At 36.3% G+C, this 23638-nt stretch carries 21 protein-coding genes; 1 reads left to right on the top strand and 20 read right to left on the bottom strand.

The features are described from left to right. Window positions 1-165 precede the first annotated feature (165 nt). The gene (locus tag AC1DSK_RS11845) at window positions 166-1344 is read left to right on the top strand and encodes an LAGLIDADG family homing endonuclease (protein WP_477547537.1); all 1179 of its coding nucleotides are present in this window, start codon (window positions 166-168) and stop codon (window positions 1342-1344) included. 746 nt (window positions 1345-2090) lie between these two features. On the opposite strand, the gene AC1DSK_RS11840 is transcribed toward AC1DSK_RS11845, so the two are convergent. From AC1DSK_RS11840 to AC1DSK_RS11745, 20 genes are all read right to left on the bottom strand, one after another. Beyond that, entirely contained in the window at window positions 2091-2741 is a 651-nt protein-coding gene (locus AC1DSK_RS11840) for a PIG-L deacetylase family protein (protein ID WP_477547536.1), read from the bottom strand. A gap of 41 nt (window positions 2742-2782) precedes the next feature. After that, the gene (locus AC1DSK_RS11835) at window positions 2783-3682 is read right to left on the bottom strand and encodes a methionyl-tRNA formyltransferase (RefSeq protein ID WP_477547535.1); all 900 of its coding nucleotides are present in this window, start codon (window positions 3680-3682) and stop codon (window positions 2783-2785) included. Between the two features lie 54 nt (window positions 3683-3736). Beyond that, window positions 3737-4330: a sugar transferase gene (locus AC1DSK_RS11830; RefSeq protein WP_477547534.1), complete on the bottom strand. Its 594-nt coding sequence runs from the start codon at window positions 4328-4330 to the stop codon at window positions 3737-3739. Window positions 4331-4382: 52 nt separating this feature from the next. Then, on the bottom strand, window positions 4383-5342 hold the full coding sequence (locus AC1DSK_RS11825; protein ID WP_477547533.1) for an ATP-grasp domain-containing protein: 960 nt from the start codon (window positions 5340-5342) through the stop codon (window positions 4383-4385). A gap of 209 nt (window positions 5343-5551) precedes the next feature. Then, on the bottom strand, window positions 5552-6748 hold the full coding sequence (locus AC1DSK_RS11820; RefSeq protein WP_477547532.1) for a type III PLP-dependent enzyme domain-containing protein: 1197 nt from the start codon (window positions 6746-6748) through the stop codon (window positions 5552-5554). Window positions 6749-6766: 18 nt separating this feature from the next. Beyond that, the gene (locus AC1DSK_RS11815) at window positions 6767-7984 is read right to left on the bottom strand and encodes a lipopolysaccharide biosynthesis protein (protein ID WP_477547531.1); all 1218 of its coding nucleotides are present in this window, start codon (window positions 7982-7984) and stop codon (window positions 6767-6769) included. Between the two features lie 134 nt (window positions 7985-8118). After that, window positions 8119-9213, bottom strand: coding sequence for a glycosyltransferase (locus tag AC1DSK_RS11810; protein ID WP_477547530.1), 1095 nt, complete (start codon window positions 9211-9213; stop codon window positions 8119-8121). A 67-nt stretch (window positions 9214-9280) separates the two neighbouring features. Then, a complete protein-coding gene (locus AC1DSK_RS11805) occupies window positions 9281-10438 on the bottom strand; it encodes a DegT/DnrJ/EryC1/StrS family aminotransferase (RefSeq protein ID WP_477547529.1) in 1158 nt (385 codons plus the stop codon). Window positions 10439-10475: 37 nt separating this feature from the next. After that, window positions 10476-11387, bottom strand: a complete 912-nt coding sequence (locus AC1DSK_RS11800) for a GNAT family N-acetyltransferase (RefSeq protein WP_477547528.1) — start codon at window positions 11385-11387, stop codon at window positions 10476-10478. Next, on the bottom strand, window positions 11380-12492 hold the full coding sequence (locus AC1DSK_RS11795) for a Gfo/Idh/MocA family protein (RefSeq protein ID WP_477547527.1): 1113 nt from the start codon (window positions 12490-12492) through the stop codon (window positions 11380-11382). Before AC1DSK_RS11795 ends, AC1DSK_RS11800 begins: the two co-directional genes overlap by 8 nt. Further along, window positions 12489-13403, bottom strand: a complete 915-nt coding sequence (locus AC1DSK_RS11790; RefSeq protein ID WP_477547526.1) for a DapH/DapD/GlmU-related protein — start codon at window positions 13401-13403, stop codon at window positions 12489-12491. Before AC1DSK_RS11790 ends, AC1DSK_RS11795 begins: the two co-directional genes overlap by 4 nt. Next, on the bottom strand, window positions 13400-14131 hold the full coding sequence (locus AC1DSK_RS11785) for a polysaccharide deacetylase family protein (protein WP_477598234.1): 732 nt from the start codon (window positions 14129-14131) through the stop codon (window positions 13400-13402). Before AC1DSK_RS11785 ends, AC1DSK_RS11790 begins: the two co-directional genes overlap by 4 nt. Before the next feature lie 11 nt (window positions 14132-14142). Further along, complete coding sequence (locus AC1DSK_RS11780; protein WP_477547524.1) at window positions 14143-15453, bottom strand: nucleotide sugar dehydrogenase; 1311 nt, start codon at window positions 15451-15453, stop codon at window positions 14143-14145. Window positions 15454-15486: 33 nt separating this feature from the next. Beyond that, the gene (locus AC1DSK_RS11775; RefSeq protein ID WP_477547523.1) at window positions 15487-16713 is read right to left on the bottom strand and encodes an O-antigen polymerase; all 1227 of its coding nucleotides are present in this window, start codon (window positions 16711-16713) and stop codon (window positions 15487-15489) included. A gap of 213 nt (window positions 16714-16926) precedes the next feature. After that, window positions 16927-18183, bottom strand: coding sequence for a glycosyltransferase family 4 protein (locus tag AC1DSK_RS11770; RefSeq protein ID WP_477547522.1), 1257 nt, complete (start codon window positions 18181-18183; stop codon window positions 16927-16929). Then, entirely contained in the window at window positions 18180-19271 is a 1092-nt protein-coding gene (locus AC1DSK_RS11765) for a DegT/DnrJ/EryC1/StrS family aminotransferase (protein WP_477547645.1), read from the bottom strand. The genes AC1DSK_RS11770 and AC1DSK_RS11765 overlap by 4 nt, the downstream gene beginning before the upstream one ends. 177 nt (window positions 19272-19448) lie before the next feature. Then, window positions 19449-21266 carry a polysaccharide biosynthesis protein gene (locus AC1DSK_RS11760; RefSeq protein ID WP_477547521.1) on the bottom strand — a complete coding sequence of 606 codons (1818 nt, stop codon included), beginning with the start codon at window positions 21264-21266 and terminating at the stop codon, window positions 19449-19451. A gap of 35 nt (window positions 21267-21301) precedes the next feature. Continuing rightward, window positions 21302-22066: a tyrosine-protein phosphatase gene (locus AC1DSK_RS11755; RefSeq protein WP_477547520.1), complete on the bottom strand. Its 765-nt coding sequence runs from the start codon at window positions 22064-22066 to the stop codon at window positions 21302-21304. A 73-nt stretch (window positions 22067-22139) separates the two neighbouring features. Beyond that, window positions 22140-22838, bottom strand: coding sequence for a CpsD/CapB family tyrosine-protein kinase (locus AC1DSK_RS11750; RefSeq protein WP_477547519.1), 699 nt, complete (start codon window positions 22836-22838; stop codon window positions 22140-22142). A 13-nt stretch (window positions 22839-22851) separates the two neighbouring features. After that, window positions 22852-23571, bottom strand: a complete 720-nt coding sequence (locus AC1DSK_RS11745; protein WP_477547518.1) for a YveK family protein — start codon at window positions 23569-23571, stop codon at window positions 22852-22854. Between the last annotated feature and the right edge of the window lie 67 nt (window positions 23572-23638).

The raw sequence follows: 23638 nt of genomic DNA, 5'->3' as shown, positions 1-23638 counted from the left end.
ACAATCAGTATACCAATTTCTTAGCTGAGTATCAAATACTGACATAGCCTTGTGTAAAATGAAATTCCAATTTAAAATGCCAAAATGGACGCTATAGAACATTTGTTTGTATAATGGGTTTAGAGTCATTTATCTGTAGTTTTTCAGAAGAAGGGAGCAATAGCAATGCCTCGAAATCCTGGAATAACTGATGAAACCATAATAAAACTGTACAAAAATAACATGTCTTTCAAAGAAATGAACTCAATTGTCGGACTTTCTGATCGTGCAATTCGTAATGTTCTATACAAGCATGGAATACCCATGAATAGAGAACAGTATTCAGGTCAACCAAGAAAACATCAAGTGAACGAGAATTTCTTTAAGGTTTGGACGCATGAAATGGCATGGGTACTTGGTTTATTGGTTACTGATGGACACATTCATAATTCATTTCATAGTATTTTTTTTACTCAAAAAGATGAACGTATCCTGCGACTGATCGCTAACTATATGGAAACTGATTATGTACTAACTCCATTTGGGAAAACTAAGACAGCAGCAACATTAATCATTAATTCAAAAGAAATGAAACAAGATCTTGAATCACTCGGAATTACAGCAAAGAAATCATTAAATGTGCCTTTTCCAAAGGTTTCAGATAAGTTTTTGCCATCATTTGTACGTGGCGTTATTGATGGCGATGGCTGGGTAGGTCATGAAGGATATCAAGTGAACGTTACAACCGGTAGTTTAGCCTTTGCAGAAGGATTATTAGCGGTATTTCAATCCTGGAGCTTAAAATCGGATATAAGTACTATCACCAGTCAAAAAAATCATACGATTTACCGTATTTGGGTACGAGGAAAAACAAGTCTTCAAATACTTTCTGACAGACTGTACAAAGATGTAGATTCTGAAAACTTTCATATAGTTAAACGAGTCTATATGACACAGCATAAAGATAATCCATATGTAGTTGATGACAATAGAAAGATTCCAATGTGGAAAATTGTCGATGGGAAAATCATTCACACGCCAAATACGAATAGAGTTTCATTCAGAACAAATATCAGTAAATCAGTTTTAGACGCGTTAAAGCAGCTAGCATTGAAGCATGATACAAATGTGAATCATTTAATTGAAAATGGTTTGAAAAACGTTCTGGTACAAGAAAAAATCACTTTGGACAAAACTGATAAACCACTAGATCGGATTCAGTATAAAACGACGTATGATCGTCAATTAATAAGGGATGTAAAAGAGTACGCAAAGAATCATAACGTATTCATTAATGACGTAATTGAATATAGTGTGGAATTTATCGAATTGCATGTTGAAAAGAGGAGTCTCAGGGGAAAATGAGAACTCCTTTAGTTTGAAATTAATTTTAGTTGACATAATATAAATTATAGGAAGCTACGTCTCATGAACCAAGTATACTTGTAACAGTGAGACAGAATTAATTTTACAAGTATTTTATGGGGATTTTTAAAAACATTTACTATTCATGATATACATCTATATTTTCTCAACTTTTTATCGTTCCTTTAGAGAACTCTTTTGTTTGCAACTAATGAATATGTCTCTGAAGTGTATATTTCTACAAGCTTTAAATCAGCATTTAATACAGATCACTGCATTGGTCATTGGTCATTGGTCTTTCTTTTTGAATCCTTATTCTACAATCAGTTTTTCTTATTAACAAATTTATCCACCTTCAAGAGTTAAGTTTTATTCCCCATTTTCAAGACTTCATTAGTTAAAATATGACAAGCTTATAAATGAAAAAAAGTGTTACAAACAATTAAGTGGATTTTATTGCCCGTAAATATTCAAGCTTATTCCTCCATTTCCAGCGCATATAGAGAAGGAATATTCTCCCTTTTAAACTATGAGCTTTAAACACTTTTATCTCGTCAACTTCTTGTCCACCAAAGCTTCTTTTAAACTCATTAATGTTTTGTTCTTGTTCTTTATGTGGATCTATAAATATACCTGAAAAATCATACCATTTAACACCAATTTGACTGTAGTATAAGATGTTTTCCCAATGTAATAACCGATTGGCTCATAGTGATTGCGCTGGTTTAGCCGGTTAAGAAAAAAAACTAAATTAATCTTCTAACTAACATAAAACTTTCCGCAAATGGTACACCAACTGTTGAGCCTCTAAGCTTTGCCAATGCTTCAATGATTTCAAGTGTTCGAGGATGAGGGGGTTGTTTTAATTGTGATTGATAACAGTTCATTGCTTCTTTCTTTATGTCGATGAATTTCGAGATATCACTCCATACATTTGGCATATAGGCATTGTCTACTGTGGGAAGATTCCATTCTGTTTCTGAAAGGGTTTCATATGCATAAATATTCTCCACCTTAATGCCATTAATTGGTCTTAATGCTACCATTGCACTGTGAGAGACAACAGTATGGTCCATATGCATATCACCTTTATGAGGAATAAATGCAATGTTTGGTCGAATATCTTCCACAACTTTTAGAAATTCAGCATTGATTTTCACTAAAGGAGTTTCTCTTAAAGTCACAATGGGAAAATCTAAAAAGATCGTTTCCTTTACACCTAATACTTGATGAGCAGCTAATGCTTCTGAACGTTCTTCTTTGATCTCTTCATCTGTATTACTTTTAGTGACCTCACAAATAAACACTTCATGACCTTGCGCTGCATACTTCGCAATCGTGCCGCCAACACCTAATACCTCATCATCATTGTGTGGTGCAAATACCAACACCTTCATCCATTCACCTCTGATTGTTTCTTAACTTTCCAAGGGAAATATCACTTAAATTTATAGCCCGCTCTCATTTGCACATCATCAATATTCTCAAACTCGGTAACTCGAAGTAGCCCACCTTTACAAACAATATCGATATAGTTGCTCGTAATTTGTGCAATTTGCCCCGGTATCCCGACATATTTTTTATTTTCCAAATAATCCGCTCGCCAAAAGATCAATTTATGCTGTCCATTATAATGAGAAAAAGCACCTGGGTATGGTTTAGAAACCGCCCTTATTAATCGTTGAATTGCCTCTACAGGTTCTTGCCAATCGATTCGTCCATCTTCAGGTGTTCTCTTTAGTAGATAGGTCGCTTCTTCCTCATTCTGTTTAACCGATGTAACGGTTCCATCCAACATCTGAGGTAGCACCCGATGCAACATGCGTTGAAGTGCTTCATTACTCTTTTCTTGAACATCGATTGCATAGTCAGAATCTTCAATTACATACGCTTCCTGTGCAACAATATCGCCAGAGTCCATGCCTTCATCTATAAAAAATAGAGAGCATTTTGTTTCTCGTACGCCTAATAAGACTTGCCAAACTAAAGCGGCTCTTCCTCTGAATTTTGGAAGGGGAGTGGGATGAAATCCGATTGTACCAATTCTTGCAGCATGAATAATTTCTGGTTTTATGAGTTGAGACAATCCGACCACAAAAATATAATCTGGATGGTGTTCAGTAATCTCTTTCACATAGAGATCTTCGTTTATATTTTTAAACCTCCGAAATGGAATGTGATGAGCTTCGGCCAACTCATGAATTGGCTCATATCCAGAAACATTTTTTGAATATTTTTCATCCAGTGAAAATACGAGATCCACCGGAAAGTTCAGTCTAATCATTTCTTCAAGTACCACTTTACTTGAATCAACAGAGCCAATTAGGATTGTCTTCATTTCCATCTCCTTACCGTTTTAAAACAATTTAATCGTCGAATTGCGCTCCTAGAATTAACCTCTTTTATATTTCTCTTCACCAAATAAAACAATCGCGACCGTTTTACAGATGATTTTAACATCGAGTAAAATGGAATAATTTTGAATATATGAAAGATCATATTCAATTCGTTGTTCCCACGATATAGAATTGTTTCCGTTCACTTGGGCAAGACCTGTCATTCCTGGTTTCATCTGAAGGCGTTGCATCTGAATCGGTGTATATTCCTCCACTTGTATATGAACTGTTGGTCTAGGTCCTACTAAACTCATCTCGCCTACCAAAACATTGACAAGCTGCGGAAGTTCGTCTATTTTTGTCCTTCTTAAAAATTTTCCTAATGTAGTAATTCGATTTTCATCCTTTGAAAAATCTAAATTTCTCTCTGCTTCCACGTCAACCTTCATCGTTCGGAATTTAAATATATGGAAGTCTACCCCGCTTTTCCCCACCCTTTCTTGCTTAAAAAAAACGGGACCAGGCATCGTGATTTTCATAAGCAAGACAATCACAAGAATCAGTGGTGATAACAATAGCAATCCTAAACCACTACCAACTAGATCGATCAGTCTTTTAAAAAACAGGTTCAGATTACTGACTGTGTACATATTCCACAGCTCCTTCATCTTCGTTCCAAACCACTGAATTCTCAACATCTAGTTATCTAATAATCTTGATTTCGTTGTATTTCATCATCCGAATACGTTCTTCGTACCGACCAATGACATTTTCATTCACTTGATTGTGTAAATTATGGACGATCATCTTCGGTATGTTGACCCCACTTTCATAGGCATGCGGGTAACCTCCACCAAATCGTGGATTCACTTCCGAAATGATATATTCCCCATTTACTTTAAAAATGTCGATGTCAATGATTCCTCTAAAACCAATCACTTTCACAAAATCTTTAATGAGATCAAACAGTTTTTCATCTTTGATAGAAATGGATTTATCCGTTTCTCCTGCTCTCATCGCAAGCTTTTCTTTTGTAAAAATGGCGACGGGTTCACCTGAATGGAGATCTATATACACATCCGCGCCGATTTCAACCCCATCTATAAATTCCTGAATCATCATATTCTTATAGTTTTTAAACAATAATTCAACTTCCTCTTTTGATGTCACTTTATTGATATTGATACTTGCGCTGCCCTTTACGGGTTTAACAAATACGGGAAAGTCTACAACCCCAGCATCCACATTTCGATAAAATTCTTCTGTATCAATATAGCTTTTTATTGAATGAAAACCGTTTTTTACTAGAAATGTATTCAGCGAATACTTATCAAAGCACATCTCAACGTTCTCTAAATCAGACACAATCGGGATGGTGCCTACGTTTAAAAATTCTTCTCGATGTTTCGCTAACAAACTGATTTCCGGGTCGATTAACGTAAACACAGCCTTGACATCATTATTTTTACATATTGCTAGAATCGTACTTAAATAATCTTGATGATCAATCCTTGGAACGATAAAGTACTGGTCCGCATCATAAAGTGCTGGTGCGAGAGGACTACAATCTGTCGCGTAGACCTTGCCGATTCCTTCAAGCTCTTTTTTGAAGTATTGAACGATTTTATTCCTAGTTCCACAACTAAGAATCAATATGTTCATTTGAAAAGCTCCTCTCATTTCTTTTGAGCGCGAACCTTTAGTTGCTGAGCGGTGCTACTACTTATGAGCGACGACCCGGGATATATGAGCACGAAACTCGGGTTTATGTGCATCTTTTCCCCGGTTATAAGCACGTCGCACGTATCTATGTGCACCTTTCCCCCCGTTATGAGCGCGCCTTCCTCCTCCAAATTCCCAAAGAAATATCTTCACAAATAATGATCAGCTGTCCATTTTTCACGAGCTTCCATCATCACGCCATCTTTCTCGACATAGACAGCAGGAAAGAACTTAATAAATAACGGAGATAGACTCATGGAATACGCGCCAACTTTTTCATAAATGATTTGATCCCCAACCAAAACTTGAGGAGCGTCCTCTAGCACCATGATTCGGTCTTCCTCCATGCAGGTAAATCCAGAGATGACTTGTTTGTCGATAAGCTTTCTATCCTCACTATTCGTATACTGAACCCTAAAAAACTTGATCCCCTTATTTTTCAGTGGATTGATATTAATTTGACTACCATCCGTTGTGACAAAATGATTCGCACTCGTTTGCTTTACATCAACGACACTTGTGACAAAACTAAATGGAGAGGAAACAATCGACGTTCCTGGTTCTACAATTAAGACCGTATCTTCGTTGTTAAAGACTTTGCTTAATTCAGAAGAAATTACTTCGATATATTCATCAAACTGGGGTTTATCTTTAAGCCCTCCAAAAAACCCTCCACCGACATCCACATACTTTAGTTTTAGTGAATATTTTTGTGTAATTTCACAGGCCATTTTCGAAATCGCTCGATAGATATTTAAACTTCTTGTCTTTGTACTGCAATGTAAATGCAGGCCTGTTAAGCTGATCGTTTTTAGCGCATTGACAGTATCAATCGCTTTCTTCAAATCCCCATTTTCATAACAAAACCCAAATCGCCCACCCTCTGCTCCCATAACGGTTTCATTAGGACAGGCACGCTCCAAATCAAAGTTCACGCGAATGCCAACTTCAAAAATTTCCCCACTAGACCGATCCAACTCCCTAAGCCAATCTAGCTCCCTTTGCGAATCAACGTTCACAATACATCCATTCTTAACCGCTTCGATGAACGTTACTTTTGATTTAGCGACCCCGTTATAAATGATTTTTTCTTTTTTATACCCCAGCTTCTTCGCTAATTCATATTCATCGTCTGAAACCACTTCTGCATAGATTCCGCGCTCTTTAAAGTAATTCAATAACCAAGGCAATCCGTTCGTTTTGAATGAATAGCCAATGAGCGAGTTACCCCAATGTTTTTGAAGTGCATCCTCTAGCTGATTGAGATTTGACTGTAATTCCTGTTCATCGATTAAAAAATAAGGTGTTTCTAAGTGATCATGCGTCAACCTTTGATTTCTCACCATTTTCCACCCTTTGAAGAATTATTCACCCATTACATGTTCTTCGTGATTTCTTCGATTACTTACAATAAAAATACAAATCATGAGGATTAATTGATACACACTTGAAATGAAAATCCCGATACAAAAGCCCATTAATCCATAAAATTGATACAAGACAAACGCACAAACCATATATAAAATCACATTGGAGCCATTAATGATCAACTGCCAATTGATATGGTTAAATTTCAGAATAAAAGGTTGGATGACCGAACTAATCACACCGACAATAGCCGTTGCGGTTGTAATATAAATATATTTTAACGACTCATTTGCCCAATCAGGATATAAAAAACCTAGAACAAACGGACTGATCCAAATCGTAAAAACATATCCAATGATGCCAACAATCCCTGTCAGTAGCATAATCGACCCAAATGTTTTGTGATTGAATTTTTCCAGTCTCGCTATATAACTCAAAATCACCCCATTAATCGGCGTGATGGCCATGGACATGATTTTACCGATGATGGTCGCCGTATAATAAATCGTTACCGCAGCTGGGCCAAGTAATGGGAAAATTAATAGTTTATCTGCATAATTTAATACGTTTGTTAGTAGAGAGGAGCTGAGGAGAACGATACTTTTATAAGTTGTGGAGTTAAATAGGTCTGTGCGTACAACTGGTTCTTGCAATAGGGTTGAATTTTTGATGATATAGAGAACACTAAAACCGTATCCAAAAATAAAGATGAATTGCCAGTATCCCATCAAACTAAATAAAAATGTGCCCAAAATATAGCCAATGGTTAAGATCACATTATTGATTACAATCTTTTTATAGTTTAACTGTAGCCGAAAACTGACGCCTAAATATTCTCTTAATAAATTTAAACAGGAGATGAGGATGATTAAACTAATACTGATGAATGAAAACTTACCCTCATAATAGATAGTTCCAATGATCATCATAATCGTGCTTAACACGATACTGCTGATTAATAAAATATTGAAATCACCAGAAATTCGCTTTTTACTATATTCTTCATCTACTAATAATCGAATATTGTTTAACACATTGCCGAACGGAAAACTCAATACAGTAAAGAGACTGATTAAAGTAATGACCAAACCGTATTGCTCTTCACCTAATCGATCCCCAATAATCGGTAAAGTGAATAATTGAAGAATAATAATCGGTATGGCTGTAGCGACAATATTTAATAGTGAATCAATCAAAAACTTTTTCTTACTCAAATGGCGTACTCCCTACTAAATATTGATGTGCCAAAACGGCTTTTCTAGATTGTAGCCACGAAGTCAATGCCCCACTTAACCTTTTTTGTGTGTACACACAAGACTAACGTGTTCGATGGCAAATGGTTTACGTATTATAGATTCTTATATAAACGGAATAATTTTTGTTCTTCGATACTCCAATTGTATTTTTCTTTCACCGCTAAGCGACCATTTTCCCCCATTTCTTTTGCAATGTCAGGGTTTTTCAATAAATACAAAATAGCCTCAGCGATTTCATCAACATTTTCTGGGTCAACTGGGATGCCAAATTTGTATCTTTTCAATTCTTCCCTGGCATATGGAAAATCGGTTATAATGACGGGCAATCCCATCGCCATATATTCATAGACTTTTGTTGCAAAATGATCGCCTTTGTTATATTGGCCAACATTTAAAACTGTACATAGACCAATCCTACTTTTTTGCAAAATATCCGTTACTTCTTCTCGATTTACATGCCCTCTATAATTCACACACGCAAACTCTTTCATTCCACGAACGTCTTGAAGGTAACGATCAGGGGATAAGACGCCCCCCAATATCAAGTTAACCTTCGCTTTATAGGCAGCTTGAATGTTATACGTAATACCTCGATCATGGGTTAGCGTGCCAATATGACAAATCGTATTCTTTAGTTTTTCTTCCTTTTCATTAAAACGATCGTACAATTCGTGTAACATGGGAAAGTTATCGATAAATGCCGTTTTTTTCGCCCGGTTTTCAAAAGGATTTTTCAAACTATACGTACATGGAAAGACGACCGCATCAATTCGTTTAATCGAATAGGTTTCATACATGAAATATATTTTTGCGATGACCTTCCGTAAAAACTTTGGAATATATTCTTTTTCTTTAATTTGCATCGGATAATTTTCGTGGGAATCAAAGATGACTTTCTTTCCTCGTTTTTTTAACTTATTCCCGATTGGCATTAATTCAGGATCATGATAATGATAGATATCGGCATCTACTTCCACCGCTTTTTTAAATATCTTTTTCTTGGAGTTCAACATCCGATCAAGTCGGCTCTTTGGCTTAAAATTGGTCGAGATGATCTTTACTTGATCCACTGTTTCATTAGGTAATTGATCATTTACAATTAAGGAGACATCATAGCCATGACTTGCTAATGATTTACATTCCTTTTCAAATATGCGGATATCATAACGTTCATGAGCACTCGTCATATGACATACTTTTTTTATGATGGTCCCTCCAATATCCGTTCATTACATATTCCACTATTTGTCTCGTCTATAAGTTGCTCTTCTTGATATAGTCTGAAACCACTTTTGCCACAAGTTCTACATCCGTTTCCTTCAAATATGGATGCATTGGTAACGACAGAACACAATCACAAAGCTCGTTAGTAACTTGAAAATCTTCTTCATTAAATTGTAAATGCACAAATGCTTTCTGTTTATGCATTGGATTCACGTAATACACCATACTTGGAATCCCGTTCTTATTGAGATGTTGTTGTAACTGTTCCCGTTGCTCCCTATTCTTAAGCTTAATAGTATACTGGGCAAAGCTAGAAAAAAATCCATCGGGGATGGCAGGTGTATCAACCATTCCGCCCAATTTTTCATTATAAAGTTGATAGATTCGGTTTACGTCATCCAATTCATGCTGGATGAACGCGTCAAGCTTGACTTGTAAAATGGCTGCTTGGATAGTATCAAGTCGAGAATTCAACCCAATGCGAATATTGTCGTACTTACTTTCGCCTTTTCCATGAACCTTCAAAGACTTTAACAACTCTGCTAATTCATCATCATCCGTAAAAATTGCCCCACCATCTCCATAACAACCTAAAGGCTTCGCTGGGAAGAAAGAAGTTGTTGCGGCATCACCAAAACTGCATGCTCGTTTCCCATGAATATTGCCCCCAAAGCCTTGGGCAGCGTCTTCTAATACAAGTAAATGATATTTCTTTGCGATACGCTCGATTTCAAGATGATCAGCAGGTAACCCAAATAAATCAACAGGAATAATCACTTTTGGTGTGACTTTCCCTTCTTTCAACGTTTTAACAATGGCCTTCTCTAGTTGCGTTGGATCCATGTTAAAGGTATCTTTACATACATCCACAAACACCGGTGTTGCACCGCAAAACGAAACCACTTCTCCTGTTGAGAAAAATGTTAAATCTGGAATGAAAACGGCATCGCCTTCCCCAATCCCCCACGCCATCAGCACAAGGGTCATCGCTTCTGTTCCATTCGCACACGTGATGCAATGCTTCACGCCTACATATTCAGCTAATCGTTCTTCGAGTGCCTTTACTTCTCTTCCTTCGATATAATTGGAATGAAATAAAACACCTTGAATCGCTGAATCGATTTGATGTTTATAGGTTTGATATTGAGCCTGTAAATCACGAAACTGCATAGCCACTCTCCAATCCACACAAATTCCACCCGGAAAACCCAATACGTCCGTAACCCTAGAAAACCTTATAAATATTATGGTAAGGCATTTGCCTTGCACCAAATTGTCTGAAAAACTGCTCGATATTTTGCTTCATACTTCCTTCAAAATCAAATTTCCGATTCAATCTACTTGCTAATTTAATGCCTTCATAAATCAGTAAAGTTAGGGATTGATTGTTTCGATAGTCAGGATTTGAACCGGACATTAAATAATAAACCGTCTCGTCATCCCAAACAAAATAAGCTGCGGCATGAATTTGATGTTGCTCGTCCGCACAATAATATATTTTCCTAGCATTTCTTTGTTCACATGCTTTATCAATTCTCGAAACCGTTTCAAATGAATAAGGGATTTCTAAGTTTTGCCTCTCAAACGTCAGTTTATTTAAATGATAGATTTCATCGATTCCAAGACCTTCATAAACCTGCAAGCTTTTCTCTGCTTTTCTTATATTCTTTCGTATATTGGAATTGAAATTTTGATAAACTTCATCCAAATTGGAAGTATGGTGTATGACATACGTATACCTTGTTGTTTGCGAGTAGCCACGCCAATAAAAAGGAAGCCAGTTTGTAAAGGAATAATGAAAGTATTGTTGGTATTTTGTTAACCCCAGTTTCTCGATTTCATCTATGATGGTATTCATCATGTTTTTTTCATACGTCAGTTTTCTTTCGTATTTTTGATCTGGTGGGTATCGCATCCAGATGCCATTCGTTTGGGTTAACGTCGCTTTTCTAATTTCTTTCTCGGTTCCGATTTGTTGGAGATAGTATGGCAAGGACGCACGGATTTCGCCGTTTTCTTTAATTAAGATGACATCCCATTCATTCGGACAAACCGCTTCCATCCACCAGCCCTTTGAAAATATAGGAATGGTCGTTTCTTGCTCGCTGAATTGCAGATACTTTTCGAGTTCAGTCATGCCCCTGCCCACTATCACTAACTCGATGAAATAAATTAATAAAATCCAATGTACTCGCCTTCTCCAGTGGGAGTTGGACACTTTTCTTTTCAGCTGCTGACTTATAAATGGCAAGGACGAGTTCTAATGCCCTTCTGCCATCTTCAGCCGTCACATATGGTTCACGGTCCTGTTTAATCGCCTCAATGACGTCTGCATAGAGTGGCGTATGTCCAAAGCCATAAACGGTTGGCGGATTCTCGTGATACTTGTCTTTTACTTCCTGTGACTCGTCCAATTGATCCGCAAACAGCCATTCTTCAATAATATTTACTGATTTCCCACCGATTTTAACGGTCCCTTGATCCCCGAACACATAGAGCGTTTCCTCAAAATTTTGAGGATAAATGTTTGTTGTTCCCTCAATTACACCGTAACTACCGTTCGCAAATCGGACTAACGCAATTCCAAGATCTTCTACCTCGATAAATGGATGCTTTAAATTATCCGTCATTCCAACAACTTCTACAATGTCGTCACCCATCATCCAGCGCAAAAGATCAATATTATGAATGCATTGATTCATGAGCGCCCCACCGTCTTGCTGCCAAGTTCCTCGCCAAGGTGCCTGGATGTAGTAGTCCTCTCCACGGTTCCAGCGGATATGGGCTGTTCCGTGAAGTAGTCTACCAAAACGACCTGCCTCTACTGCTTCTCTCAATTTTTGAACCGATTTATTAAACCGATTTTGGTGGCAAGCACTTACTTTTAAATTTTTCGCCTCTGCTCTTTCAATAATCTGATCAGCTTCTTCTAAAGAAAGCGCGATGGGTTTTTCAATAATCAAATGGCTTCCCGAATCGATACAATCCAATGCAATTTGTCCATGTTTCCCGCTTTCTGTACAAATCGCCACTAAATCAGGTTTTTCAATTGCCAGCATCTGTCGATAATCCGTATAATTAGTTACTGCAACCCCTAAATCAAATGTTGAAATGGTCTGCTCCATTTTCTTTTCATCGAGATCACAAATGGCGACAATGTCTAACTTATTTTGAATAGCGGCGGCCAGATGATTCGGTGAAATCCTCCCGCAACCGATGATGGCAAATCGTAGGTTCGTCATTTCTCACCCTCACGATTTCTTATTTTTTTTCCAGGCACACCGACAATCACCACATTATCCTCCACATCTTTTACAACGACCGAACCTAAGCCGATTAAACTATTGGCGCCAATGGTTACTTGATTTCGAATCGTCGCTGCAGGAGAGATATAAACATTTTTCTTAATCCACACACTTCCAGAGATATTGACCAACGCGGCAATCATGACATGATCTTCAATGATGACATTATGGGCGATGTGACAAAGGTTGTTAATTTTTACATGATTCCCGATTTCCACATCCCCTAACGTTCCTCTGTCAATACATGTATTCGCCCCAATTTCCACATCTTCTCCAATGATCACACCGCCAAAATGGGGAACTCTAACATTGATCCCGTAAGTATTTTCAAAATAGCCGAACCCATCTGTACCAATCACAACACCTGAACGAATGATTGTATCTTTTCCAATCGTTACTTTCCCTTGGATAGAAACATTATTTTCGATTCGTACATTGTCTGAAATCACAACTTCTGGCCCAATATAACAATGGTGACCAATGTAAACCTGTTTACCAATACTCCTCGTTTCAACAACCGATGTTGCACTAATATATTCAACCTTGGTCTCTTCATGAAAAAATTGATTGAGTATCGTAAAGTAAATGGCTTTTGGATTGTCACAAAAAATAAAGTTTGCCTTCTCAAAAGAACTTGTATCAAATTTTAGTGAGACAATGAGCGAATTTGTAATGTCTTTTCCCATAATGGCTTGTATTTTTTTTTCGTCTTTAATCCATGAAATTAAATTGGCAGCAATATTTTCAATGGAAACATAGCTATGAATTGTGAGTTCTGAATCACCGATAAATGTGTAGGGCATTTCTTTAGTGTCTAAAAAGTCTGTGATATCTTTTATACGAATCACCCTGTTATCTCCTTCCAATCAATCACTTGATCTAATGCGGTGAAATTGTCATACATAAAATCATATCGTTCACTGATTGATTGTTTGAGGAAGTCCTTTAGCTTAACTTCCATTGTTTCAATTTCAGTAGAATACCAGAAAGGATGGGTCAGAATGTGCAGCTTTTCATATTTTCCAGATTCAATCGTTTCAATTGGGTCTTCTCGCCAATTCATTCTTGAATCTGATACGTATTTCATGCTTTTGAAGTATTTGGAGGAATAGGAGTTGATGATTTGATGGAATTGAATATCATTTTCTAGTACGAGTTTTGAAGGTCGATGCATGGAAACTACTTTCACTTCAGTATTTAGTAAGTTACCGAGAATTTTGGCTTCCATTTGTACAGCTTTCTGCATATCTTCAATAGTTTGCATATCATATCGTTTTTCATCAAAATGAAGGCCAATTTCGTGACCTAACGACTGGATTTGTTTTAGCTTTTCGAAGGATTCTTTTGAAAAGCTATTATAAAAATTAGTGGATAATAGAATGAAATAGGTTGATTTCACTGCTAAGTCATGTTCTAGTCTGGCCATTTCTAGTGCTTTTTCAAGTGAGAAATCAACATCATGCCGAATAATAACCGATTTTTCGACTGTTTCACTATCAGGATACAAGCAAAACTCATACCCTTTGTTACGTAATAATCCCAGCAGTTCGATGTAGGCTTTTGTTGTAAACTCCATTTCGTCTCTCCTCACAACAATTCGATTTTTTCTCGAATCAAAACATCCTTCATGGCATTTTTCGTATCAAAAATTGCCTTCGCATGTTGCTGAACGAAATCATAATCTACCTTTGTATGGGCAGTTGTGATCATTACTAAATCAGCACTTTCAATAAGCTCCGTAGTTAATTTTGATTCACTTTTTTTGATCACACCGTATTCATCACGATATTCTGAAATATAAGGATCATAATAGATCACATCAGCAGCGCTTTTTTCTAATACTTCGATAACTCGAATCGCTGGGCTTTCTCGATAATCTTCAATATCCTGTTTATACGCGACACCAAGGACTAAAATGCGCGATGCACTTAATGCCTTTTTCGATATGTTTAAAATTTTACTTGCTCGTTCCACACAGTATTCCGGCATTCGGTCATTGATCATCATGGAAGACTCAATCATGGATGTGTGAAACCCATATTCACGCGCTTTCCACGATAAATAATAGGGATCTAGCGGAATACAATGGCCCCCTAAACCTGGCCCTGGGTAAAAGGCCTGAAATCCATAGGGTTTCGTTGCAGCAGCATCAACCACTTCCCAGAAATTAATGCCCATTCTGTTACAAAGAATGGCTAATTCATTGACGAGACCAATATTGATATTTCTGTAGGTGTTCTCTAAGATTTTTTCCATTTCTGCAATCGCAGGTGATGAAACCCGATGAATCGGTGCTTCTAAAATGCTCTCATATAAACTAGCTGCGATTTCCGTACATTTTGGAGTCATTCCCCCAACCACTTTTGGGGTGTTTTTCGTTTTATAGCGTAAATTCCCAGGATCGACTCGTTCAGGCGAAAACGCAAGATAGAAATCGACTCCACATTTCAGACCCGATGATTCCAAAATCGGCTTCAGGAGTTCTTCTGTTGTACCGGGATAGGTTGTAGATTCTAAAACGATTAACATGCCTTTATGCATATAAGGAACAATACTCTCTGCCGAAGCTTTCACATAACTAATATCCGGTTGCTTATAGAGGTCTAACGGTGTCGGAACACATATACATACACAATCTGCCTGTGCAACCTGTGCAAAATCTGAGGTGGCGGTAAGGTAGCCTGATTGTACGATTTGTTCAAGGTCTTCGTTCACAACATCTCCAATGTAATTGATACCGGAATTCACCATAACTACTTTAGAATCTTGTATATCGAATCCGATTGTCCGGTACCCCGCTTTTGCCTTCTCCACAGCAAGAGGAAGACCAACATAACCTAGCCCTATGACCCCCAGTGTTGCTGTCTTATTAAGCAATTTTTCCTTTATAGTCTCCATTTTTGCACCCACCATTTTTTTTTGAGCTTGCCATCAAGTCTTTTCGTGTCTGTTAACTCCGGAATTAGTTAGCCATATAACAAAAATTGCAAATAATATTCCATGAGTTAAAAGACTAGTAAATAGGGCTGCATCAACTAGTGCAGTTCCAGGAATGATGATAATTCCAGTTGATAAAACTAATGGAGTATTTTTTGACACACTATCTAATATCTTTAATACTCCCCCTAAGATCAACATAAAAAGTAGAATTCCAATTATTCCGAAATTCAAATAAGCATCCCCGAATATACCTACGTTAGGGCTAAAGTCTCTACCAAATACTTTTTGTGCTACTAAATAAACTGGATTAGTACCATATGGATTATCAATGATAAAAGAAAGGAAAGATGCGGACAACTTATATTTCGTCATGTTCTCATAAAAATCAAAATATAAAAAATGTAACTGTGCAGGAACATAAAATAACCTTCTTAAAAAGAGCGATAACATATTTGGGTTATTAGAAATACTGTACAAAATATATAAACTACTTAGTGAAAATATTAAGGCAGATGTGATAAAGAATAATATATTGTTCTGATAACCTTTTTTAAAGAAATAATAAATTCCAAAAATAAGAATAGGCGCAAAAAGATAACTCTTATGTCCTGTCATCGCAAAAATTAAAATTTGTAAAATTAAGGAAATAACAACTAATATTCTATTTTTCCTGATCAATCCATAAATCAACAAGAACATATTTGTTATATGCGCTTGCCAAGGCAATAAATAAGCCATTAACCAATTATCACTAATAGCGTTAAATTCTTCTCTAGTTGAATAAACATCTGAAAGATCAAAATTTATTCTTTGTAGACCACCAGTAACGATTAAAAAAACATAAACAATGATGGTTAAGAAAAATAATATTAAAAATGATAAATTTTTTCCCTCTTTTAAAGTAGGAAGTTTTAGCATTGGGGTTTTTACTAGAATATAAAAAAGTAATAAAAATGACAGTGAAATGGTTAGAAAAAATTCTCGTGAATGATCCTGTAACCAATAAAGTGATGAAATAGGTAAAAATAAGTTGATAAACAGTACATATACTACAATTTTGCTTGGATAACTTAGATTTTCTAATTTAATTATAAAAATACTTAAGATGAAAACTACTAGGTAAGATTCGAATAATTTAAAGATTGATATCTTAATAGTAAACCCTTCATATTCAAATACTGGATTTACAAATAAAAAGTAACCGTATTCCAATAGCATTTTGAAAACGATTATTACGAATAGTGTATATAGATATTTTTTTTTAAATGTAATATTAATAATAGACAGATCACATCCTCACATAGATATGTATTTAAGGAAAATTCTCCACCTAAAAATTTTGGTGATGTAAAATCATTGATGAAGTAATCCTTCCAGAATTCTTATCCATTTTTCCTTTAAAGAGCCCATCCTGACCACCAATCTATAAAATTATAGTAACTGTTCAAGCTTTCTAGTTAACACTTTAAAATCATAGTCTTGTGCGGCTTTTAATGCATTTTGACTATAAATTGCAACTTCATCCTGAGGCATATTAGACAGGTTAATAATGGCTTCCGCAAGCTGATTCGTACTAGCATTATCGATCACAATGCCACATTGATATTTTCGAATGAGATCGTACCCATATTCACAACCTGAAAGCGTTGGTTTCCCACTTGCAAAGTATTCAAACATTTTATTTACACTCGTACCAAACCGTTTGAGCCCGTTTTGTGAAAAAAGCTGAACAATATTTAAATCGGACTTACTGAGAACATACGGGATATGATTTTTATCGACAAACCCTTTAAATTGAATGTTTTTAATTCCATGTTCGACACAATATTTTTCTAAATTCTCTTTCTCTGTTCCTCGCCCATAAATTAAAAACTTTATATGATTAACACCTTTTTTCTGGATGATGTCTGCAATTTCTACAACTAGATTTACATTGTTTGCCTTCCGAATCGATCCTGTGTACACAACCTTAAACAGTTTGGGGTTGTTTAAATCAGGATCCACTACTATATAACGCTTTATATTTTCAGTGAAACGCTCTAAATCAACACCATTATTAATGTGATGCACTTTCGTTAAATCAATCGGTCCGCCGCGTTCTTTGTTCCACCCTCGTTCAATTATGTAATCTTTCCCACCCTCCATCGTAAAAATCAATTTGTCACACTTTTTATAAATCCATCTTTCCCCACGATATAGCAGATTGACGACTAAGCTATTTCTTTTTATCGATCCATATTCGATTAAGGACTCAGGCCATAGATCTCGCACTTCACAAACACAAGGAATGCCAAACTTTTTCGCGAGTTTAATGCCAGCTATTAAAGTTAGCGGATGAACACTTGAAGCGAGGATCACATCAGGCTTCCCGTGAATTTTTGCAACCTCTTTTGCGACGGGGAACAGATTTCGATAGAATACGATCATGTTTTTAATTCGTTGTTTGCCATTTCCGACGTAACTAGGTGTTTTGATAAAAACATAGGGAATGCCATTTACTTCATTTGTTATGTATTTTTTATTTCCTGTATCAATATTCTCGTCTGTATTATGAAGAGTGCTTGCACAAAAAATGGTAGCTTGATGTCCTTGGCGGATTAAGTTTTCAGCAAACCAAAAATGCCGTCCCCCTAGGTCTTTAAACGTATCGGTGGCATAATGATTGAAGATCCAAATGTTCTTTTTCAATTTTTTGAGGCTCCCCACAGTTTTTTGATTGTGTCCGCGACTCTTCCCAAGTCCTCATCGGTCATTTTTGTATCAGATGGCAAACAGACACCATTTTCAAATAACTTTTCTGATACATTGGCTCCTATAAAATCGTATTTCGCAAAGTATGGTTGCAAGTGCATCGGCTTCCAAGTTGGCCTTGATTCAATGTTTTCTTTTTCAAGAGCTTTCATAATGTCTAGTGGACGAACTTTTCCGCTTAGGGTCAAGGCAGTTAACCAATAGTTCGGTTCATTCCAATCGTGAATGGGCATAAACTCCACACCATCCAGGCTTCTTAACTCTTTTTGATAAAATTCAAAAATGTATTTTTTCTTTGCCACTCGTTGTTCTAGCACTCTCAGCTGACCTCGACCAATTCCGGCAACGACATTACTCATCCGGTAATTAAATCCTAATTCACTATGCTGATAGTGCCTTGCTGGATCTCGACTTTGTGTAGCCCAGAATCGAACCTTAGCAATCCTTTCCGCATTGTCCGAAACTATCATCCCGCCGCCTGAAGAAGTAATAATTTTGTTACCATTAAAAGAAAAAACACCATAGTCTCCAAAAGTCCCAGTATGCGTACCTTTGTAGTAGGTTCCAAGCGATTCAGCCGCATCTTCGATCAACGCAACCTGATGTTTTTTGCAAAGCCGGGCGATCGGGTCCATATTCGCCGATAACCCATATAAATGTACGACTATGACGGCTTTCACCTTCGGATATTTCTGGAACGCTTCTTCTAATGCGGTAGGACTCATATTCCACGTTTCAGCATCACTATCAATAAAAACTGGAGTGGCATTTTGATAAATGATGGGATTGGCCGTCGCCGAAAAAGTTAACGACTGACAGAAAACAATATCTCCTTGCTCGACGCCAGCTGCTTTTAGAGCCAAATGAAGAGCTGCCGTTCCTGATGAAAGGGCGGCTGCAGATGTACTTCCCACTTTTTCTGCCAGCTCTTTCTCAAACAGATCGACATTTGCCCCAAGTGGTGAAATCCAATTCGTATCAAAAGCCTCTTGAACAAATGCCAGCTCAAACCCTTCCTCACTCATATGTGGCGATGAAAGATAGATTTTCTCTGACCTTGGATTTGGTTGAGAATTCCCATCACTCTTAGACTTCTCGTTCCGGATACCTGACAAGATATTCCTTCTTTCTACTCGTTATGGGTATTGCATTTTTTGTGTATTCGCGCTGGGTGCTGCGGTTGCTAGTATTACCAATTGATTTTATTGAATTACACTTCGGAAGCTTTGTTGATTAGCAATTTTAAGTAACAAATCTTTAAGATTTTCATTATTTAAATCAAGCATCTTATCCAATAAATTCTTCATATCTATATTGTTAATTGGTGTGGACTTACCAATATAAATTTTCGGAAAAACATGTTCGTTTTGAATTTCGTCTTCGTTTAATAATTCTTCAAATAATTTTTCACCCTGTCGAATTCCTGTGAATTCTATACCAATTTCATCTTCTTGATACCCGGATAAGCGGATTAAATTCTTTGCTAAGTTCACAATTTTTACGGGTTCTCCCATATCAAGGACAAATATCTCTCCATTTGTTGCAAGTGTTCCTGCTTGAATGACAAGTCTCGAGGCTTCAGGAATCGTCATGAAATACCTAGTCATCTCAGGATCTGTAACAGTGACTGGTCCGCCTTTCGCAATTTGTGCTTTAAATAGAGGAACCACACTTCCGCTAGAACCTAATACATTTCCAAACCGTACAGCTGCAAAGTGCGTTTTACTATTAACCGCCAAGTTTTGGATAATCATTTCTGCAAATCGCTTCGTCGCACCCATGATATTCGGTGGGTTCACTGCTTTATCAGTTGAAATCATTACAAAGCAGGAAACACCAATTTCTTTTGCTGCCTCTGCTACATTCAGAGTTCCGTAAATATTATTTTTGACTGCTTCTCTTGGATTAAATTCCATGAGTGGTACATGTTTGTGGGCAGCTGCATGATAAACTACATCTGGTTTATAAATCTCCATAATTTCAAAAATCCGACTGCGATCTTGGATATCAGCAATTATTGGTATAACTTTAGTATTAGATGAAACTAAGTTCCGCATTTCCAAATCAATTTTATAAATGGAATTTTCTCCATGTCCTAATAGAATAATTTCTTTAGGTTCGAATCTCGCCACTTGTCTGCATATTTCTGAGCCTATGGAGCCACCTGCTCCAGTTATAAGAATTTTTTTATTCGTAAGTTGATTTGCAATTGCGAGCATATCAAGTCTTACTTCCTCACGCCCAAGTAAGTCCTCTAAACGAACATCTCGAATTTCATTCACCGATAACTTACCAGTCATTATATCTTCTATCCTAGGAATAGTTTGAGTTTTCACGCCTGTCCCAACACAAATTTTCGTTAATACAATCATTTCCTGTTTAGACAATGAGGGAATTGCAATAATAATTAACTCGATTTTGTTTCTTGCAACAATCTCTGGAATATTAATTATTTTCCCTAATACTTCAACTCCATAAATTTCAAGATTTTGCTTAAAGAGATTATCATCTATAAAACCAACTGGTTGTAATTGCCTATCCTGATTTCTTAATAATTGACGAACCACCATCGTACCTGCTGCTCCTGCTCCTACTATTAAAGTCCGTTTTGTTTGCAAGTTTAATTTTCGTTTCTTTAAATCAGCAGCTAAGCGCAAGGAAAAACGTGAACCACCAATAAAAAGAATATGAACCATCCATGTGATGACTAACACGCGAACGTAAATATCTTGATTGACTATTACTTGCATAAGCATTACTGAAATAATCGAATAGGTCACTGCACGAACTATTGAGGTAAGTTCACCAATTGAAGCATACAACCAAACCTTTCGATAAAGTCCATAATGCCAAGCAAAAAAATGATGGGCTGAAAAAATAGTTATTACGCTTAGAATTAACACTTTTTCTGTTAAGACATTTAAATAGGGGTATAAAATTATATAACTAGCAAACATCGAAAAAACAGTAATAAAAGAATCCAATACAAAAAGTAATGTTTTCCATTTCTTTACCGTCATTGAGCACATACACATACTCTTTTCTTTAGTAGGATTTATATAAAAAATTTTTTTCTTGGAATCTGCTCGGGCTGTAGCTTACTAATATTTTGATTATTAACAAGTTCAATCGATTGTTTTTTCAAGTTTCTCGTATAGTCTTTTCCTAATTTTTTATCTACTATGTTCCATGCATCTTTCCAGTTAAACATTCGGTTAGTCATATTGTGGGCATCTGATCCAATAAAATGGGTCAATTGATATTCAATCATTTGAATACTCAAGCGTTGTAATTTTCTACCGAACCCGCCTGCTACACTTGTTGCGGTTACTTGTGAATATGCACCATTTTTTATTAATTGATAAAGTTTTTCTGGATTCCTTGCAATTTCAGCATTTCGCTCTGGATGGGCAATCACGGGCTTAATCCCTTTTACTAGTAAGTTATAAAACAACTTCTCAGTATATAGTGGAATATCAGACGCTGGCAGTTCGATTAATATCATCTTAGAATTGTTTAATGTTAATAGGTCTTCATTTAAATCTAAGACACTTTCCAGTTCTCCAAATAATCTTATTTCTTGCCCGGTCAATACAGATAAAGGGATTTTTGCAGCTGAAAATATTTCATTCAGCTTAAGAACGTTCTTAACAACTATTTCTTTGGGGTTATGGTAAGAAGGATGTCGGTGATGGGGTGTTGCGATAATAGTAGATATCCCTTCAGAAACAGCTTGTTTTGCCATATTGATACTCTCTTCTAATGTTCGTGCGCCATCATCAAGACCGAAAGCTATGTGTGAGTGTATATCAATCAACATTCCCATCCTCGTAAATGTATTTTTCAGTAATCTTTAACATGAATTTTTAGTTTTGAATCCTTTGCTGACCTAATTACTTAGTTTGACCGTAATAATAGGTGGTTTGATAAGGTGAGTCCTTCATCATTTTATTATTTAATACAACCCCTAAAAGCTTGCTTCTAGAACTCATTAGTATATCTTTTGCTCGAATGGCTCCTTCTTTTTCTGTAGAACCACTTTTCACTACCAAAATAGATCCCTCACATTTATTTGCCAGTATTTGTGCATCTGCTACGGCAAGTATAGGAGGTGTATCAAATAAAACTAAATCAAAACTAGCTTTTAATCGGTCCATCAATTGAGACATCATTTCTGATTGAAGTAGTTCTGCTGGATATGGGGGAATTGTCCCGCTAGGTAATAGAAACAAATTAAGTACTGGAGTTTGTTGTATAACATCTCCTAGTGAGGCTTTTTTCATCAATAAATTTGTTAAACCTTTTGTATTGTTAATATTAAAAGTATAGTGAATTGTCGGTTTCCGTAAATCTGCATCTACAAGCAGCACTTTTTTTCCTTGTTGAGCAAACACAATAGCTAAGTTTGAAATGGTCGTTGATTTTCCTTCTCCAGGATTTGGTGAAGTAATAATAATGGATTTCAATTCTTTATCTACCGAAGAATACTGAATGTTTGTTCTTAATGTTCGATACTGCTCTGAAATAGGAGATTTTGAATTTTCAATTGTTATTAGTTGCGTCTCCATTTTCTTTTTCTTTCGATTAGCCATTCATATCTCCTCCTTACTTAAGCTGCTTTTTATTAAGTCTTGCTATTTTTTCCTGTTCTTTTATCTCCATGGATGAAATAGAACCTATCACTGGTAATGAAAGTAGCTTTTCAATGTCTTGCTCCGAAGTTAATGTATTGTCAAGGTACTCTAAAAGGAAAGCGAGCCCAATGCTAAGTACAAATCCAATAACCATTGAAATAGCTATGTTTAAAATGGGTTGGGGCTTTACAGGTTCTTGTTCATCACTTGCAGTGGCTCTTGATAATATACTCACATTATTGATGTTCATAAGATCAATTACTTCACGCTGGAAAATGTCAGCAGTCGAATTGGCAATGTCACGAGCTATAAATTGATCCGCATCCTGGACAGTAATTGTTACAACTTGAGAATCGCCTTCACTATTGACATTTATTTTTTTGTTTAATGATTGAGTAGTCATATTTTCAAGTGCCAATTCCTTTATAACAAGATCAAGTATCGCTGGACTTTTTATGATAATGCTATAGGTATTTATTAGCTGTAAATTTGTTTGAATATCTACATCAGGCATTTCGTTTGTGTCTTCTTGATTTATTAAAAGCTGAGTTGAAGACTCGTAGATCGGAGTTAAAAAGTAAAAACTAATTACTCCACTAAGAGCAGTTACTAAAACTGTTATTGAAAAAATCAGAAGCATTCTCTTTCGAAGTGTTTGGAAAAATTCTTGTAAACTAATAGTTTCTTCCATAATCTATAGTTCCCCCTTCCCAGCTATAAATTTATATATATGATAAAACCATTAACAACATGACATT

The organism is Paenisporosarcina sp. P4_B8 (genome assembly GCF_056402175.1).
Note: the sequence above shows the minus strand (reverse complement) of the source record. Positions and strands in the feature narration are given on the sequence as shown.